The sequence below is a fragment of the Legionella steelei genome (assembly GCF_001468005.1).
GTDB classification, from domain to species: domain Bacteria; phylum Pseudomonadota; class Gammaproteobacteria; order Legionellales; family Legionellaceae; genus Legionella; species Legionella steelei.
Map to the genome: position 1 here is coordinate 57499 of NZ_LNYY01000005.1, position 18047 is coordinate 75545.

An 18047-nucleotide genomic window follows, 5' to 3' on the forward strand; every position below is an offset into this window, starting at 1 on the left:
GATGCCTGATTTTTTATCTGCAATCCGGGTTACGGCTTTGCCTTCACCCAGGCTGCTTTTTGATTATCAAAAAGCGCAGCAATTGCCTTACCTCTGGAATAAAGTTTATGGGGGCTTTTCTCCTAATCCCATTCAACAAAGGTCTCTATATTTGCATCACGTTTCGTTTTTTGTGGCTGAGGCCTTTTTTTGTTTTGAGCGAGAACAGAGTGTCTGCTGCATTGGATTGGATATTTAAAGGTTTTTAATGCATCTTCTAAAGTGACAAACGTATAGCCCTTTTGCTTATACAAATTGATAATATCAGGCAAAACATAGGCATTAAGCAAATTCGCATGAATCAATAAAATTTGTGCTCGCTCTTTATTGTGAAATTGATTGTTCTCTTCGGCGCGAAGCGTTTGTTGCCAAATAAAATCAAGATAAAAAGATTTCAATTCATCGAGATAAGCACGTCTATTGAGCTCCGGTACGGATAACAAACGTTGATTAAAGACGAAGTCTTTGGAATCTATGGTAATGGGTGCAACATGGTAATTTTTTTGTGCAAGATAACACAGTATGTCTTCTTTTTTTTGTCCAGAACTCATCGCCAAATAGGGATAACGAAAATATTTAGGCTCAGTCATCACCGGATGCAAAATATGGTCTGCTTTTTTTATTTCTTGAATGTACTCCTGAGTACTCATTTTATTTAAATTGGCATGAGAGAGGGTGTGGTTACCTAATCCGAAACCGGCATCGCGAAATTTTTGGAGTATTTCCCAGTTATCTTTGCGGACTTCTCTGGCGATAATAAATCCTGTAGCGGGAACTTGTTCCTTGGCCATGGTATTGATCATCATGTTCAAGTGAAAGTTTCGATATTCACCAACAAAGGGTAGATCATCAATGGTAATGGACAGCATTTTTTTGGAGACTACAGGTCGTTTTTTCCTAAGCTCTTTGTTCTTCTGCTGGTGCTCTTCCAGAGATTGATTTTCTGAGCTGATAATGTTGTCGCTTTTGTTAACAGCATCTTCGGAAAAACTCGGTTCAAATGCAAAACTGATATTTTGACTCATCACTACAAGCATTAAAATGAGTGATATTTCTTTAAGAATAAATTTAATTTTCATTGGTATAGGGTACAAACAAATTCAAGAAAGATGGCATTGTAACAAAAAATTAACCTAAATGGCTTATCTGAAGTGACGCAGCGACTAAAATATTTATAAAGATAAGGTGATGAAATAAGAATAATTCAGTCACCTTATCTTAGGAGCCTTCACTTAAAGAGTAAAGGCTAGGTTTTTACAGGAGCAGACTTATGTTCCAGTACCTCATCTTCATCTTCGTCTTCTTCATCTTCTTTCTTGGCATAGAGACCACCTAAAGATGCTAAAGTAGAGGCGATACCACCAAGGTAACTTTTAGACGCTTTTTCAGGTCCTTTAGTTTCCTTTTTAAAGTCTTCAACGACTATTTTTAATGAGTCTGTGCGACACGCGAAGATCATATCAATGAGTAAATTAAAAGTAGCTTTTAAATCAAAGCCAGCGATTGCTGAAAATATATGATTGCCTCGAATTGCTTTTTTGCCCTCTGTTTTTGGGCCAACTGTCATAAATTGTGCAAATTGAGTGGCGGATGTAATCAAGGCTTCAGTATCTTGTGGCGTGACTTCATCTGCGGCAAGGATTTTACTTAATCCCTTGAAAACAACGGAATTTTCTTTTTTCTTAAGATATGATGCGTCGCAAACGTCCTTGATTTGCCTACGGATGAGATGCATTATTCCTGCGAGAGTAGCCACCTTTTCGGATTCAGTGAGTGCAGAGGTTTTGAGTGTTTCTCTAGTCGCGTTCAGCAAATGAAACTGAGCAATACGCTCACTTGATAGCTTTTCAATCTTGTGTACATTTTTATCAGCAAGTTCGTCCTTGATTAATTGATCAAGATCCGCATTCAGTTTATCCCAGCCACCAAAGCGAACGGTTGCAGAAGCTGGAGATTTTTTAACTGGCTTGTACTCAGCAAGCACAGGAACGCCTTGTCCATCAGCGGTAAACGAAGCAACAATTGCTTTTTGAGCATCCTGCTCTTGTTTATAAGAGGTTTGCATCAACTTGTCTAAGGTCTCTGTTGGGACAGCAGCCAACATATGTCCTTTTGCAAAACCGTTACGAGAATCATCAGCTATAAAAACCTGATTCATAAATTTGTTGAGTGCGGTATGGAATTTAGAAACTTGATATAAGTCAGGTTTGTCTTCTGCTTTAGCATCAGCATCAATTCCAATTAAGTCTTTTAGGCGATTGCTGAGTAATCCGGATGATTCCCACGCTGAGCGATTATTTTCGATGTCTTGGATTACGGTATACATCGCGCCATAAAAAACGGTCTGTAGATATACTAGGTTGGCATTTTTTTCTTTTGCTTGTTCTTCTACTTTAGCAAGTATTGAGGAAAGAAATTGAAGTTCAACTTTTCTTTGGGGGTTTTTAGTAAGATCTTCAATTTTTCCTTTAGTTTCACGTTTTAATATAATATCAACGGTATCGTCAAAATGTTTTCTTAATTCACTTAGGTCCTTTAATACAAACGTCATGTTAGTCTCCAAATGTCCAATGGATAGATAATGTAAGATCTTCTTACAAGGTCTCAGTGTAAACTAAAGTAAACCGCGCGTCATGTATTTTCATTATACAATTTATTCTTTATATGAAAATATGTGAAAATTCATTATGTTAACCACTTTTTTTAGTTAAAAATCGAACTATTTTTTATCGAAAAACATAAAAAAATTGTATTAATTTAAATAATGAGTAATATTTCTGTCATTTTTATTAATTGCTTAATTAATGTAATCGTGGTGAAACTATATGAGACTTGGTTTTGTATATATTTTGCGCACATTACCTGCCTGTTATAGGACGTTCTTTTAAAGAGGTTTGTTTTGAATATCGAAAGCGATAAACAGTTGCAACAACAATTTTTTAATAATGCAGTATTCGCATTAATTTTTCTGCTTGTCTGTCGAATCATTTCGATGTGCCTTATTCCGTTAAATGATGTTTCCGAGTCGCGTTATGCCGAGATTGCCCGTAAGATGTTGGAAACGGGGAACTGGGTTACTCCATTACACGATTATGGCGTCCCTTTCTGGGCGAAACCGCCTTTGTCTACCTGGCTTTCTGCTTTTTCAATGCAGCTTTTTGGGGTTAATGAATTTGCGGTTCGCTTACCTGGGTTGCTCTTATCTTTGGCAACGCTATGGCTTGTTTGGGATTTAGCTAAAAGACACAGTGGGTCTTTTATTGCCATGATTACCACTTTAGTTCTTGCGGGAACTTTATATTTTTTCCTTGATGCAGGAACTGTGATGACGGACCCCTCTTTGGTCTTTTGCATTACTTTGGTCTTGGTTGCATTTTGGCATGCAGTGGTTGATAGCAGTACGCGTTGGTCTTATGTTTTTTTTATAGGTCTGGGGTTAGGACTATTAGCAAAAGGCCCAGTGGCTGTAGTGTTATCCGGATTGCCTATCTTTTTTTGGGTTTTATTACGCAATGAATGGCGTAATTTGTGGCAAAGATTGCCTTGGATCAAAGGCATCTTGTTAATGCTTGCCATTGCGCTTCCCTGGTATATTTGGGCAGAGCTCCGTACCCCTGGCTTTTTAAATTATTTTATAGTTGGTGAGAATTTTAATCGATTTTTAAAGCCAGGATGGTCAGGTGATAAATACGGTTATGCGCATAAACAGCCTTGGGGCATGATTTGGATTTATGCTGCAAGTGGCATTTTTCCCTGGTGTCTTTTAGGACTTACCTGGTTTGTTAAATACCGACATAATGTGCGCAAGGTATTTATAGATAATGATGGGTGGTTGAGTTATTTCTTTCTGTGTACGGTAGTTCCTTTATTCTTTTTTACATTTTCCAGCAACATTATTTACACCTATGTTTTTCCTAGTACTCCTGCCTTTTCATTGTTCTTTGTCGAATATTGGAACCGTGTTGGTGCTATAGCAAAAGCAAAGCAACTCATAATTGGGCTATCCATGGTGATCGGGGTAATTTTTTTGGTAGCAACCCTTGCCTTTAATGCAATGCCTCAAGCCGTATCCAAAACCCAAAAATCTGTAGTTGCCGTTTGGTTAAAGCAACATCCGGTTGCGGGAAGCTACCTTATTTATTGGGATTATAAAGCAGACTTTTCAGCGCAGTTTTACTCGGCTGGTAGAGCAAAATTTGCTTTAAGTCATAAAAAGTTGTGTAGTTTGTTGCGCAATAATCGAGAAAATTACTTAGCAATTGAGCCCAGTGAGACCCATAAAATTTCTCCTGATTTATTCAACAAGATGGTTCTAGTTCAACGTGTTTATGCGGGGGATAAGCCGTATTTCTTGATGCGTATTCCAGTTTCTGCAAAGGACTCTTGTCCAGCACAAGCAGAATCCTAGAAAAATATGATTACTTTATATGAGTTTTTTCTTTATGGCGCGTACGTTCTAAGTTTGTTCAATAAAGATACCAATTTATTTAGAGTTTTGATATAATCGGGCGCAATTTTTAAGCCATAAGGAGTAACTGTGTCACAATCTATTACAGTGAATTCAAGTACCTTCGTACCTCGCGGTGACTTAATGGCTTGGGTTGTGTGTCTGTCAGCCGGCTTATTTTTTTTATATGAATTCTTCCAGCTCAATATTTTTGATGTAATTAATCAGCCTTTACGAGATGATTTCGGTATTGATGCAACTCAATTAAGTTGGATGTCCAGTGCTTATTTGTGGGCGGATATTCTATTCCTTCTTCCTGCAGGGATTATCCTCGATCGTTTTTCTACGCGAACCGTTATTTTAAGTGCGATGTTTGTTTGTGTGCTGGGTACTGTAGGCTTTGCACTAACCAACTCATTCATTCTGGCCTCGTTTTGCCATTTTCTCTCTGGAATAGGTAATGCATTTTGCTTTTTATCCTGTGTCGTGTTGGTATCGCATTGGTTTCCACCGAGAAGACAAGCGCTTGTCATAGGCTCTTTAGTGACTATGGCTTTTGTTGGTGGCATGATGGCTCATACTCCTTTTGCTTACCTCTATGAGTTATTTGGATGGCGTAAGGCATTATTAATTGATGGTGCAGTTGGTGCTGTATTACTACTTTGGATTTACTGGGTGGTAAGCGATAAGCCTGCAGATTCGCCAATGAAAATGAATACCAATCAGGGACAAGTCATTTCTGGATTTATTAAGGCATTATCTAACTCTCAAAATTGGTTAGCTGGATTTTATACCTCGTTTCTGAATCTGCCCATTATGGTTTTATGCGCTTTATGGGGGGCTAGCTATTTGCAAGTGGTGCATCATTTACCAGAAATGTCAGCGAGTAATGTTGTGAGTCTGATTTTTATGGGAAGCGTTATTGGTTGTCCATTGGCTGGATGGTTGTCTGATTCCCAAGGACGTCGTAAACCGTTAATGATAGCAGGAGCTATTGCGACACTCATCACCGTCATTCCTTTATTCTTGGATATTGCCTTATCACAACTTACTCTAAGCATTATCTTTTTTGCCTTAGGCTTTTTTACAAGCACACAAGTTATTTCCTATCCATTGGTTGCTGAAAGTAATTCTGCTGAAAATACCGGGGCGGCAACAGGTATTGCCTCGGTAATTATTATGGGCGGCGGTGGCGTAGGACAAGTTCTATTTGGTTGGTTAATCGCGCAACATGCTGGTGCTGCAGTCACTACGTATTCTGTGGCTGATTTTCAATATGCGATGTGGATATTTCCAATAACTACGATTGCAGCTTTGATAGCCGTTTTGATAACCCGCGAAACATATTGCAAGCGATAAAGCTGAGGAGTAAAAAATGCAAATGGTTGATGAGTTTCAAGGATATAATGCTTTTAAGTCGTCATTATTACCTTGGATAGTGTGTTTTGCTGCAACTTTATTTTTCTTTTATGAATTTATTCAGGGGAATATGTTTGCATCCATCGCGGCAAACATTATGCAGGATTATCAGATTCAAGCGGATAAGATGGCTTGGTTATCCAGTATTTACTATCTTTCCAATGTGTTATTTCTTTTTGTTGCTGGCATGGTTCTTGACCGCTTTTCGATTAAAAATACATTGCTAGTTGCTATGTCTTTATGTGTCGCCAGTACGTTTCTTTTGGCATACTCTCATTCTTTTTATATGGCCTTATTGTGTCGGTTTATTACGGGCATTGGCAGTGCATTTTGTTTCTTGGGTCCAGTGCGTTTGGCATCTCATTGGTTTCCTCCAAAGCGGATGGCGCTAGTAACTGGCGCTATAGTCACTATGGCAATGGCTGGAGGCATGTTGGCTCAGTATCCTTTAACCCAATTAGTTATTTTGGTTGGGTGGCGTCAAGCAGTACAAAACGTAGGAATCCTTGGTTTTGTCATGTTGGTTTTGATGTTTTTTTGGATAAAAGAAAGACCTAAAAACGCAATAAAACCAGTGGCTCAACCAATTAATGTGATTGCAGCTGCTAAGAAAGCCTATTTTAATACCCAATATATCCGGGCTGCATTTTATGCCAGTTTAATGAACATGGCCATTGCTGTATTTGGTGCCATGATGGGTACTTTATATTTGGTCGAGCGCTTAGACATTAATTCTGCGCAAGCATCTATGGTCAATGGCATGTTATTTCTAGGTGCGATCATTGGCTCGCCGTTGGTGGGTTGGATATCTGATAAGATGGGGTTACGCATTATGCCTATGAAAATGGGTGTGATTGCTTCCTTATTGACTTTGCTTGCAGTACTTTACCTTCCAGTTTCTTATAGTGTGATGGCATTTTTATTTTTCTTGCTTGGTTTTTTTACTTCTGCACAAGTGATTAGTTATGCTTTGGTTGCTGAAAGTAGTCCGCCAGCAATGACTGCAACTGCTGTTAGTGTTATTTCGATATTGACTCAGGGCGGTTATATTGTATATCAAAATCTGTTTAGTTATTTACTGACAAATCATGGTGGTATGCACATGGTTGACGGAACTCCTGTTTATCTACTTAGTGCGTATCAATATGCTGCAATTATTTTACCTATAGGCTTATTAATTGCTTTTCTCATGCTTTTCGGTTTAAAAGAAACACATTGCCAACATATTAAGGATTAAGATGACGGGGAGAGTTTGTATATTACTCATGGATTCTTTTGGCATAGGCGCCAGTTTGGATGCGCCTCGCTATGGTGATGCAGGTGCTAATACTTTTGTGCATATTCATCAAGCCTGTGAGCGTGGCGAGTGCGACAAAACAGGGGTGCGCCAAGGTCCGTTAACTTTACCACATCTTGCGCAATTAGGGCTTTATCATGCTGCCTTAGCCAGTAGTGGGTTGCGCTTTGTTGAGTTATCCACTTTTCCTGACCCTGTCGGTTATTATGGCTATGCAGTTGAGCAGAGTTTAGGCAAAGATACTCCGAGCGGGCATTGGGAATTAGCTGGAGTTCCAGTGACATTTGAATGGGGTTATTTTCCAGAGCAACCTTTTTGTTTCCCTAAAGAATTAATTGATACATTTATTCAACGCACGGGTTTACCAGGAGTACTTGGTGAGAAGCATGCATCTGGAACTACAATCCTCGAGGAATTAGGTGAGGAACACATACGCAGTGGTAAACCGATAGTATATACCTCTGCGGACAGTGTATTTCAAATCGCAGCTCATGAAGAATATTTTGGTTTACAGCGTTTGTATGATATCTGTGAAATTGCTCGCACTTTAGTTGATGACTATCAGATTGGTCGTGTGATTGCTCGTCCATTTATAGGCCAACCAGGAGCATTTAAACGAACTGCAAATCGCAAGGATTATGCTACCCTACCTCCAGAAAAAACATTACTTGATTATTTAAAAGAAGCAGGACGAGAAGTAATCGCCCTAGGAAAAATTGCTGATATTTATGCGCATCAGGGGATAACGCAAACCATCAAGGCTGATGGGAATATGGCTCTATTTGATGCCACTTTAGCTGCAATGAAAACCGCTCCTGCAGGAAGTTTGGTTTTTACTAATTTTGTAGATTTTGATTCTTCATTCGGTCATCGACGTGATGTAACAGGTTATGCACGCGCTCTTGAGGAGTTTGATGCACGTCTTCCTGAGCTTGACGCTGTATTAAATCCCGATGATCTCATTGTTATTGCAGCCGATCATGGATGTGATCCTACGCTCCCTGGTTCAGATCATACAAGGGAACATATTCCAGTTTTAGTCTATGGACCAAGCCTTAAAGGACGTTTTATTGGACGTAGAGATACCTTTGCTGATGTGGGGCAAAGCATTGCACAACACTTAGGGTTAGAGAACTTATCTCATGGCGTGTCTTTTTTAATCTGATCAAATGTTGCTTAGTAAATCATTGTAGCCTGGGTGAAGGCGTAGCCGTAACCCGGGGCAGAAAATCGTGCTTCGTAACTCCGGGTTACGCTGCTCTGCACCCAGGCTACCGTCTCTATGAAAACCACAGTCCCAGCATAAAATAGTTAGAATTTATTCATTATGAAACCCCTTGTTTTTTTGTTTATCATCCCCATGTATGTTATTCCGGTTTGATTTGAGGATTTAATTTTGGAACAATTTCGTGGGACAACCATACTTTCAGTAAGACGCGGAAATCAGGTGGTTATCGGCGGTGATGGCCAGGTAACTTTAGGTAATACCGTGATGAAGGGTAATGCACGTAAGGTGCGGCGTCTCTACAAAGATCAAATTATTGCTGGCTTTGCTGGCGGTACTGCGGATGCGTTTACTCTTTTTGAGCGTTTTGAGAGTAAGCTGGAAATGCATCAAGGTCATTTAGTTCGTGCAGCAGTTGAGCTTGCTAAAGATTGGCGAACAGACAGAATGTTGCGTCGCCTCGAAGCGGTTCTTGCTGTAGCAGACATCAAATCTTCCTTAATTATTACAGGTAATGGCGATGTGATCGAGCCAGAAGAGAGCTTAATTGCTATTGGTTCGGGAGGACCTTTTGCGCAAGCTGCTGCACGAGCACTGATGGAAAATACAAAATTATCCGCTATGGAAATAGTACGTAAAGCATTAACTATCGCAGGGGATATCTGTATTTATACCAATAACAATTTAACTATAGAAGAATTAAATCATGGCAACGGAAAACAGTAAAATGATGACTCTTCATGAGAGTATCCGAGAGGTGATGACGCCTCGTGAAATTGTCCAGGAATTAGATAAATATATTATTGGCCAGGATGATGCAAAAAGAGCGGTTGCTATTGCATTACGTAATCGTTGGCGACGCATGAACATTAAAGATGCGGCTTTGCGCAATGAAATCATGCCCAAAAATATTCTTATGATTGGACCAACTGGTGTGGGTAAAACCGAAATTGCCCGACGTTTGGCTAAGTTGGCGCGTGCACCATTTATTAAGGTAGAAGCTACAAAATTTACCGAAGTGGGATATGTCGGACGTGATGTAGATAGCATTTTACGTGATTTAGCAGATATTGCGATAAAACAAGAGCGTGAATTTGCGATGAAGAAGGTGGAGCATTTGGCTGAAGATGCAGCTGAGGAACGAGTTCTTGATGTATTACTACCGCCCGCACGTGGTAGCTTAACTCCTAGCGAAAAGGACAGCACTACCAGACAGGTTTTCCGCAAACAATTGCGTGAAGGAATTCTCGATGACAATGAAATCGAGATTGAAATTTCTGCAACGCCTATGGGAATCGAAATTATGGCTCCTCCAGGCATGGAAGAAATGACGAGTCAATTACAATCGATGTTCCAACAAGTGGGGACTCATAGAACCAAAACACGCAAGATGAGTATCGCTAAGGCAATGAAAATTTTACGTGAAGAAGAGGCTGCCAAGTTAATTAATGAAGATGATATTAAGATCCGTGCTATAGAAAATGTAGAGCAAAATGGTATAGTCTTTATTGATGAGTTGGATAAAGTCGCGCGACGCGCTGAAAATGGCGGCGGTGGTGATGTTTCACGTGAAGGGGTACAACGCGATTTATTACCTTTGGTTGAAGGAACTACGGTTACAACTAAATATGGCATGATTCGTTCTGATCATATTTTATTTATTGCATCGGGAGCGTTCCATGTAGCCAAGCCATCTGATTTGATTGCTGAATTACAAGGTCGATTACCTATTCGTGTTGAGTTGTCAGCTCTTTCTGTAGATGATTTTGTCCGTATTCTTACTGAGCCTAATGCATCGTTGACCTTGCAATACAGTGCTTTGATGTCGACTGAAGGGTTAACGTTGACTTTTGATGAAACGGGAATTAGACGCATTGCTGAAGTTGCATGGCAAGTAAATGAGCGTACAGAAAATATTGGTGCGCGTAGACTTTACACGGTGATGGAGCGATTATTGGAAGTTGTTTCGTTTGAGGCTACAGATAAATCAGGCGAATCAGTCCATGTTGATAAAGCTTATGTCGACAAAAATCTCGGACAAATTGTCGCGGATGATGATTTGGCTCGTTATATTCTTTAATCTGTAGCCTGGGTGAAGGCGAAGCCCTAACCCGGGTTTCATATCCCGGGCTACGGTTTCGCCTTCACCCAGGCTACAAATATCTAGGATCTATTTTCAATCCCATTAAAAATAAGTAATTATTCAAAATAGTCGCCTTTGTCCTAAAAATTAAGGTATGCTTTTATTTGTTTGTTATGAAAAACGTTGTCAAATAATTAAGGAAAATTATTACAACAATTCCCTTGCTGATTCATCTGGAATTTTGAGATGTGACTAAAAACAGCTGCTCTCACGGAGGAGAAAAAAATGTCATATGATTCACATTCTATTGCTACAATAATAAGTGAAGATTTTGATCTTATCGAAGATGGTTCTGCGGTTAGTTCAGTCAATTCTCGTTCTCATTCTCTTTTTTCGTGTGGCGGAGTAAAAGCATACTCTTTTTTTAATCGTTCAAAATCTACTATAGATTTTCCTGATTCTTATACTAAGAATTGGAATAAGGTCGGCGGGGACTCTAATTACAGAAAAATTAAAGCATTGCTTATAGACTACACCAAAGAAAGTTGTTTCTTTGGTTCATTTATTGGGCGAGTCATTTCAGGGCATTGGCATAGAAATCATGTTAGTGCTGTAAGTAAAATTATCGCGAATATGTCGGTTAATAACTATTATGAGTCCGTTGATGACATTGTCGCTGATTTAAGGTCATTAAAACCTGCACAAGGGGGCTCTTTGTATCGGCGGATTAAATTTATTGAAATGAAGTTAGAAGGGCCACTAAAGTATGAATTTAAATTTTAAACGAGAAAAACCAGTTGAGTTATCGTGAGCAAGCTCATACTATTGTTTTTTTGAAGTGTACGGAGCTGTTTTGATGTCTGATCCTTATATTTTGGTTTTATATTACTCACGTACCGGTTCTGTAGCTCAATTAGCACAATACATTGCACGTGGTGTAGAGCGTGTTGTGGGGATTGAAGCACGATTAAGAACGGTACCTCCTGTATCTACAACTTGTGAATCGGTAGATAAGACGATCCCAGATAATGGGGCACCATACGCTACTTTGGATGATTTACGCTATTGCCATGGACTTGCTTTAGGAAGTCCGACTCGTTTTGGCAATATGGCTTCTCCTTTGAAATATTTTCTGGATGGTACTTCCTCTTTATGGTTGGCAGGCGATTTAGTGGATAAACCCGCTTGCGTTTTTTCTTCTTCTGCTAGTATGCATGGAGGTCAGGAAACTACTTTATTAAGTATGATGCTACCCTTGATGCATCATGGCATGGTCTTGTTGGGAATCCCTTATTCTGTGCCGTCTTTAAATGATACTGTGAGTGGTGGAACACCCTATGGAGTGACCCATGTTTCTGGTGTGGCAAATGATCGGCCTTTGAGCGAAGATGAAATCAATTTAGCCAAACATTTAGGCGAGCGTTTGGCTCGAGCTGCAATAAAATTGAGTGAAAAACATGAAAGTAATTAGTTTTAATGCCAATGGTATCCGTTCAGCAGCACGAAATGGATTTTATGAGTGGCTTGTAACGCAAAATGCTGATTTTGTTTGTATTCAGGAAACGAAAGCACAACCTGAGCAATTAATTCCGGAAGAATTGTACTATCCGCGCGATTATTTTTGCGACTATTATTCTGCGCAAAAAAAAGGATATAGCGGGGTGGCAATTTATGCTCGACACAAGCCGGAGCGTATTGTTAAAGGTATGGGCTTTGACTATTGTGATAATGAAGGGCGATATATTCAATTTGATTATCCTAAATTCAGTATTGTCTCGCTTTACTTACCGTCAGGAACAAGTGGTGATGAGCGCCAAGCGGTGAAGTATCATTTCCTTGAGCAATTCGCTGAGCATTTAATGCGATTAAAAAATGAGGGGCGGGAGCTAATTGTATGTGGTGATTATAATATTGCCCATAAAAAAGTCGATTTAAAAAATTGGCGCGGAAATCAAAAAAACTCAGGATTTTTACCCGAAGAACGAGCTTGGATGGATGAGTTGTTTGGGACAATGGGGTTTGTTGATGCATTTCGTGTGCATAATCAAGAAGAAGAGCAATATACCTGGTGGTCTTATAGAGCCCGTGCATGGGAAAAAAATGTAGGATGGAGAATTGATTATCAAGTAGTTACTCCTGGTCTTACAGAGCACGTAGTGGACACCCGAATTTTTCGCGAAGCACGCTTGTCCGATCATGCTCCTTTGTTAATTGAATACAAAGGAGATTGGTGTGCTTAAATTGGCAAGTTGGAATGTGAATTCATTGAAGATACGACTAGAGCAAGTATTGGAATGGCTTGACTCTACTGGGGTCGATGTTCTTGCCTTACAAGAAACAAAATTGCTTGATGAAAATTTTCCTGCGACTGCGTTTACGGATAAAGGATACTATGTCATATTTTCAGGACAAAAGACCTATAACGGGGTTGCGGTGATCAGCCGTTATCCTCTCTCTGATATTGTAACTGATGTCCCTGGTTTTGAAGATCCACAACGACGTATTTTAGCAGTTACTGTTGCGGGTATCCGTTTAATCAATTTATATGTTCCTAATGGTTCAGAGCTAACTTCGGATAAATATCAATATAAGCTGAATTGGTTGCAACAAGTTACAGCATTTATTCAACAACAAATGAGTGTTTTTCCTAATCTGGCAGTCGTAGGCGATTTTAATATTGCTCCCGAGGATCGCGATGTTCATGATCCTGCTGAATGGATAGGCTCAGTGTTAGTAAGTCCTGCTGAACGAGAAGCATTTACGCAATTATTATACCTGGGATTGCATGATAGCTTTAGAAGTTTTATACAAGACGAACAGGTTTTTAGTTGGTGGGATTATCGTGCTGCTGCTTTTAGACGTAACAGGGGCTTGCGTATCGATCATGTTTTGTTGAGTACGCCACTCAATGCATTGTGCAAACAATCCGTGATTGATAAGGAGCCACGCAAAGCAGAAAGGCCGTCTGATCATGCGCCAGTTTGGGTTGAATTGGATTTGCATGTGAGTTAAATGTAGCCTGAGTTACGGCTTCGTCTTTACTCAGGCTACAAAAGCGTTCTATGGTTTTTTACTTTGTTTTCATTACTTATTTTGTAACGTTTCAAATAAAAACCAAACGCGTCGTTCTGTTTCATCGATATAAGTTTCTAGGACACTTGTTGTGGCAAAATCATTTCTTTTGCTACACACTTCATGAACTTTCCGTAAGTTTTTTAGAAAAGCTTTATTATCATCTAGTAGATTTTGCAGCATATCATCTGCAGAAAGGGATTCGTTGACATCTCGAAGTGTCTGCAATTGTTTGATCTGTCCAATAGAATGGATCGTTTGTTCCCCTAATTTGCGCACACGTTCGGCTAACACATCAACCATTGCAAAAATTTGTTCGCTGTGTTCATCTAACAACAGATGATAGTCACGATAGTGTGATCCCGTCATATGCCAATGGAAATTCTTGGTTTTAACGAATAAAGCAAAGGTGTCCGCTATAAGTGGATTAACCGCCTCAGCAATTTTACGACGATCTCTGATATCAAGGTCATTTGGTGTTTCAAGCTTATACAATTCCAATTTTTTCATGTTCACTCCTCTAAATTCATTAGTTTTTATAAGCGTAGACCAATCATTGTAAATTTGTTACAAATTGATAAAAATATTGCATAAAATAGGGCAGGAAATGATGAATAGAGTAATTCATGGTTATCTATGAGGATTCTGTGAATGTACTTCCTCACGTTCGTCAGCCGCAAGTGGTGGTGGCTCGGAGATTTCTTTTGGCTTTTCCTAATTTAGAAATGTCCCTTTCTAAATCGTCTTTATTTTCCGCTGAGAATAGTTCTTTAAAATGGGAAAGTGTCATTTGATGGGTTTGGCCTGCGTTGACTTTTTCTAAAGCAGTTTGATATTCCAAATAAAGCTCATCAAGATCGCCCCAGGTCCTAATTTTCGGTATGTATTTTTCCTCTGCAAAGTCTTTGGCATACTCCGATAAAAAAACTTGCATTCCATCATGCAGTGACATTTTTGGTTGATCTCTTACTTGTAAAAATTTGGAAGCACATTCTAGTCTTCCATCAAGACAATTACCTGAGAAATTGCCGCTCCATTCGTATAATAGGTCTGCTTTTTTTGCTCTTTCATATTGGGAAATGAATGAGTCAATAATTCCATTTAAACCGTGTATTAAACTAACATGAGAATAATCGTGATTAAGAGGGGCATAAGGATCAATATGAAGTTCTATGCCATTAATGGATAATAAACGAGGTTGGGTGGGATCGTTTTTTATATATTCGTAGCCTGTTTCAATATAAGTTTTTTTATTTTCTATTAGATTTTTAATGACTTCTAAGCAAGGAAAATTATTAGTTCCTTTTTTTTTACATTCGATAGCTACTTCGTTTAACGTTTTGAGACGAACTTTATCTTTTTCCTCTTCTCCTTTTTCTTTAAGGATTGCATCTGCTCTGCTTATTTCGACCTCAATTTGTTTCCTTGCCTCTTTCTCTGCAGCTTCTTTCCTAAGAATAAAGGGAGAGGGTTTTCGCCTAAAAAAATCTTGCAGTTTTTCTAGGTTAGTTTTTTTGTGAAAAAAAGCAGTAATTTCATTCTCCAATAAATGGCGTAATTTTCCATCTAAAGGAGGATATTTCTTTATTAAATCAGTAAATTTCGGTTTTTTAAATTCGGCATTTAATGTGTTGCGTGGAAAATTTTTTTCAAAATCTTTTAAAAATTCGTGCAAAGGTCTTTGCATAAATTCACTGTCAGGCGGGATTTCTTGATTTAATGCATTTAGAAATTCACGTACATCTTTTGTTTGCTTTTGTTTTAACAATACAGCTTTTAAAGCAGCTTTTTGATGATACGCAATTGAAGATTCCTTTGCATTTTGTTGTTTGTCGGCTGCTTCATCATCATTTGCCATGCTCAATAAGCCAGTTAACTTAATGACCTCTTCTTCAGAGCGATCAGGTAATTTATGCCCATCTTCAGGTTGTATCTCGCCAGTTATTACTCCAATAATATTTGCAGAACTATGTACACCACAGCTTATTTTATCCTTTTGCTGAACTCCAGAAGCACAAGTTATTTTGTAGCCATTTAAAACTCCTTGCTCAATGCATTTAGAAATTTGATCTTTTGCTTCTGCGTAATCCTCTCCCAAGGAATCCATTATATGCACTTTTTTATTTGCTTTATCGATTACTACCGCAACTGAATGTTCTCCAAATTTTGTAGGTAAAGAAAAAAACACATAACGTGGTTCGGTTATAGAAAAATCGATCTTTTTTTCTTTTAATTGATTTGCCAAATTAAAACTTTGGCCCGCTCGATCTGGGCCTACCATTATTGAGGTAAAATTATGAATCTTTAGACTCTTAAGGACTCTTGTGGCACTTTGAACTATGGATGAATTATCAAAATCTATTTGACTTTCTCGATATCTCTTACCGAGTTGTAATTGAACTTCAGGTTCCAATTCGTCAAAAGGCTTGTATTTTACTACCATAATAATTGCCATATGAGCGAAATATATACAAATTATAGTCTATAAATTAATAGTAGACAGTGTGCTATTAGGGCTAATAAGAAGCAAGCATCATAACTATAGTTTTATTCCTATTTTTATAAAAATTGCTTTACAGAAGTTTTTCTGCTATTGTTTTGCGTCATTTGTCGAGTATGGTGCTTGACCGTGGGTTCAGGTGGCGATACTCATTATTATAGAGAGTAGTATTATGAAGGCATCAATTCATCCAGAATATAAAACAGTAAAAGTTACATGCAGTTGTGGCGAGCAATTTGAAACTCGTTCAACCTTATGTAAAGATTTGAACATTGAAGTATGTTCACAATGCCATCCTTTTTATACCGGTAAGCAAAAATTGGTAGATACTGGTGGACGCGTGCAGAAGTTCCGCGATCGTTACAGTCAGCGCTCTGCGCAAACGAAAGAATAATAGAAATCAGGGCGCAATTTTTTGCGCCCTATTTATATATACTTCACTCGAAGTATAGCTTATTGACAGATTGCTCCTGCAGTGCTAATTTGCGGTGCTTGTAGGTTCTTGTCGTTCGATTCATGTCTCAATCCTCATCATTTTATGGCTTTTCTCTTAAAATTGCTTTAAGAGTTTTATAGTCAGATGTTTGTGTGTCTGTGACACTTTGGATGAGTAATGAATTGCTCGTGGTTGGTAGGATTTAGGCCTTACTTAACTTAAGTTTTGTTTTATGAGAGGGTGAGTACTTTGGATAATGAAGTTTTAAAGCAGTGCGCATTAGATTATCACGAGTTTCCAAGCCCTGGAAAACTTGGTGTTCATGTTACCAAATCAACTGACTCTCAGAGTGATTTGTCTCTGGCTTATACGCCAGGCGTTGCAGCCCCAGTGATTGCAATCGCAGAAAACCCCGAAGATGCTTATCGTTACACGAATAAAGGAAATTTAGTCGCTGTAATGACTAATGGCACTGCGGTATTAGGTTTGGGAGATCTTGGACCTCTCGCCAGTAAGCCGGTTATGGAAGGTAAAGCCGTTTTATTCAAGCGTTTTGCAGGTATTGATGTATTTGATATAGAAATTGATGCTCATGATCCGCAAGCTTTTATTGCTACCGCAAAACGTATTGCCCCTACTTTTGGTGGGATTAATCTGGAAGATCTTAAGGCCCCTGAATGTTTTGAAATCGAGCAGGCTTTAATTGAACAATTGAATATTCCTGTATTTCATGATGACCAGCATGGCACGGCTATTGTTGTTGCGGCGGCGTTGCTTAATGCGCTTGAGTTACAACAAAAGAAATTATCTGAAGCAAAAATCGTATGTATAGGTGCTGGTGCAGCAGGAATTGCTTCTATGCGGTTACTTGTTGCTTTAGGTGCTCATAAAGAAAATATGTTGCTTCTAGATACTAAAGGCGTTATTCATTCAGGACGTGCTGATCTCAATGCTTATAAGTTTGCTTTTGCGCGTACTACTGAATGCCGGACCCTAGCAGATGCACTGGTTGATGCTGATGTGTTTATTGGTGTTGCCAAGCCTGATTTATTAGATGCTGATTTATTGAGATTAATGGCACCTAACCCTGTTATTTTTGCTTTATCAAACCCTGATCCGGAAATTAGACCCGAAGTGGCTTTTGAAGTACGTGATGATATTGTTATTGCGACTGGACGCAGTGATTATCCTAATCAGGTTAATAATGTATTATGTTTCCCATATATTTTTCGTGGCGCGTTGGATGTACGTGCCAAGTGTATAAATCAATCAATGCAAATTGCTGCAGTTGAAGCAATTCGTCAACTGGTGCATGAGCCCGTTCCCCAGGTAGTAAAGGATAATTACCCAGGTGTTACGCATTGGGAGTTTGGCCCGAACTACATTATTCCCAAGCCCATAGATCCTCGTTTAAGAGAACGAGTTCCTGCTGCTGTAGCTCAAGCTGCAATAGCAAGTGGCGCAAATCAAATGAGTAGTAATTTAGAATAAAAGTAGCATCCTGCTTGGCAATAAGGTACCTCAAGGTG

16 protein-coding genes are annotated in these 18047 nt (G+C 39.0%); 12 read left to right on the forward strand and 4 right to left on the reverse strand.

All coding sequences use genetic code 11. The features are described from left to right. Positions 1-122 precede the first annotated feature (122 nt). Positions 123-1118, reverse strand: coding sequence for a polysaccharide deacetylase family protein (locus tag Lste_RS01630; RefSeq protein ID WP_058509346.1), 996 nt, complete (start codon positions 1116-1118; stop codon positions 123-125). 167 nt (positions 1119-1285) lie between these two features. Next, entirely contained in the window at positions 1286-2590 is a 1305-nt protein-coding gene (locus Lste_RS01635) for a hypothetical protein (RefSeq protein WP_058509347.1), read from the reverse strand. A gap of 348 nt (positions 2591-2938) precedes the next feature. On the opposite strand from Lste_RS01635, the gene Lste_RS01640 reads away from it, so the two are divergent. The 10 genes from Lste_RS01640 (at position 2939) to xth (ending at position 13522) form a co-directional block, all read left to right on the forward strand. After that, positions 2939-4447 carry an ArnT family glycosyltransferase gene (locus Lste_RS01640; protein ID WP_058509348.1) on the forward strand — a complete coding sequence of 503 codons (1509 nt, stop codon included), beginning with the start codon at positions 2939-2941 and terminating at the stop codon, positions 4445-4447. Between the two features lie 129 nt (positions 4448-4576). After that, a complete protein-coding gene (locus Lste_RS01645; protein ID WP_058509349.1) occupies positions 4577-5845 on the forward strand; it encodes an MFS transporter in 1269 nt (422 codons plus the stop codon). Positions 5846-5861: 16 nt separating this feature from the next. Continuing rightward, positions 5862-7142 (forward strand): MFS transporter, encoded by a 1281-nt coding sequence (locus Lste_RS01650; RefSeq protein WP_058509350.1) that lies wholly within the window; start codon positions 5862-5864, stop codon positions 7140-7142. 1 nt (position 7143) lies between these two features. Next, complete coding sequence (locus Lste_RS01655) at positions 7144-8367, forward strand: phosphopentomutase (protein ID WP_058509351.1); 1224 nt, start codon at positions 7144-7146, stop codon at positions 8365-8367. 231 nt (positions 8368-8598) lie between these two features. Further along, positions 8599-9153: an ATP-dependent protease subunit HslV gene (hslV, locus tag Lste_RS01660; RefSeq protein ID WP_058509352.1), complete on the forward strand. Its 555-nt coding sequence runs from the start codon at positions 8599-8601 to the stop codon at positions 9151-9153. Beyond that, positions 9134-10507 (forward strand): ATP-dependent protease ATPase subunit HslU, encoded by a 1374-nt coding sequence (gene hslU, locus Lste_RS01665; RefSeq protein WP_193393375.1) that lies wholly within the window; start codon positions 9134-9136, stop codon positions 10505-10507. The genes hslV and hslU overlap by 20 nt, the downstream gene beginning before the upstream one ends. A gap of 288 nt (positions 10508-10795) precedes the next feature. Next, a complete protein-coding gene (locus tag Lste_RS01670) occupies positions 10796-11293 on the forward strand; it encodes a DUF5617 domain-containing protein (RefSeq protein ID WP_058509353.1) in 498 nt (165 codons plus the stop codon). Positions 11294-11366: 73 nt separating this feature from the next. Then, positions 11367-11981, forward strand: coding sequence for an NAD(P)H:quinone oxidoreductase (gene wrbA / locus Lste_RS01675; RefSeq protein WP_058509354.1), 615 nt, complete (start codon positions 11367-11369; stop codon positions 11979-11981). Beyond that, entirely contained in the window at positions 11968-12750 is a 783-nt protein-coding gene (locus Lste_RS01680) for an exodeoxyribonuclease III (RefSeq protein WP_058509355.1), read from the forward strand. The genes wrbA and Lste_RS01680 overlap by 14 nt, the downstream gene beginning before the upstream one ends. Then, entirely contained in the window at positions 12743-13522 is a 780-nt protein-coding gene (gene xth, locus Lste_RS01685; RefSeq protein WP_058509356.1) for an exodeoxyribonuclease III, read from the forward strand. Before Lste_RS01680 ends, xth begins: the two co-directional genes overlap by 8 nt. A gap of 72 nt (positions 13523-13594) precedes the next feature. Here the strand turns inward: xth and Lste_RS01690 are convergent, their stop codons facing one another. Next, the gene (locus Lste_RS01690) at positions 13595-14092 is read right to left on the reverse strand and encodes a Dps family protein (protein ID WP_058509357.1); all 498 of its coding nucleotides are present in this window, start codon (positions 14090-14092) and stop codon (positions 13595-13597) included. Between the two features lie 160 nt (positions 14093-14252). Continuing rightward, entirely contained in the window at positions 14253-16025 is a 1773-nt protein-coding gene (locus Lste_RS01695) for a Ulp1 family isopeptidase (protein ID WP_058509358.1), read from the reverse strand. Between the two features lie 229 nt (positions 16026-16254). On the opposite strand from Lste_RS01695, the gene rpmE reads away from it, so the two are divergent. After that, positions 16255-16476, forward strand: coding sequence for a 50S ribosomal protein L31 (gene rpmE / locus Lste_RS01700; RefSeq protein ID WP_058509359.1), 222 nt, complete (start codon positions 16255-16257; stop codon positions 16474-16476). Between the two features lie 291 nt (positions 16477-16767). Next, a complete protein-coding gene (locus Lste_RS01705) occupies positions 16768-18009 on the forward strand; it encodes a malic enzyme-like NAD(P)-binding protein (RefSeq protein ID WP_058509510.1) in 1242 nt (413 codons plus the stop codon). Positions 18010-18047: the final 38 nt, after the last annotated feature.

What these genes read in the sequence shown, in the direction of transcription:
- Lste_RS01630 (WP_058509346.1), bottom strand. Translation starts at nt 1,118, where the DNA reads ATGAAAATTAAATTTATTCTTAAAGAAATATCACTCATTTTAATGCTT.
- Lste_RS01635 (WP_058509347.1), bottom strand. Translation starts at nt 2,590, where the DNA reads ATGACGTTTGTATTAAAGGACCTAAGTGAATTAAGAAAACATTTTGAC.
- Lste_RS01650 (WP_058509350.1), top strand. Translation starts at nt 5,862, where the DNA reads ATGCAAATGGTTGATGAGTTTCAAGGATATAATGCTTTTAAGTCGTCA.
- Lste_RS01655 (WP_058509351.1), top strand. Translation starts at nt 7,144, where the DNA reads ATGACGGGGAGAGTTTGTATATTACTCATGGATTCTTTTGGCATAGGC.
- hslU (WP_193393375.1), top strand. Translation starts at nt 9,134, where the DNA reads ATGGCAACGGAAAACAGTAAAATGATGACTCTTCATGAGAGTATCCGA.
- Lste_RS01670 (WP_058509353.1), top strand. Translation starts at nt 10,796, where the DNA reads ATGTCATATGATTCACATTCTATTGCTACAATAATAAGTGAAGATTTT.
- wrbA (WP_058509354.1), top strand. Translation starts at nt 11,367, where the DNA reads ATGTCTGATCCTTATATTTTGGTTTTATATTACTCACGTACCGGTTCT.
- Lste_RS01680 (WP_058509355.1), top strand. Translation starts at nt 11,968, where the DNA reads ATGAAAGTAATTAGTTTTAATGCCAATGGTATCCGTTCAGCAGCACGA.
- Lste_RS01690 (WP_058509357.1), bottom strand. Translation starts at nt 14,092, where the DNA reads ATGAAAAAATTGGAATTGTATAAGCTTGAAACACCAAATGACCTTGAT.
- Lste_RS01695 (WP_058509358.1), bottom strand. Translation starts at nt 16,025, where the DNA reads ATGGTAGTAAAATACAAGCCTTTTGACGAATTGGAACCTGAAGTTCAA.
- rpmE (WP_058509359.1), top strand. Translation starts at nt 16,255, where the DNA reads ATGAAGGCATCAATTCATCCAGAATATAAAACAGTAAAAGTTACATGC.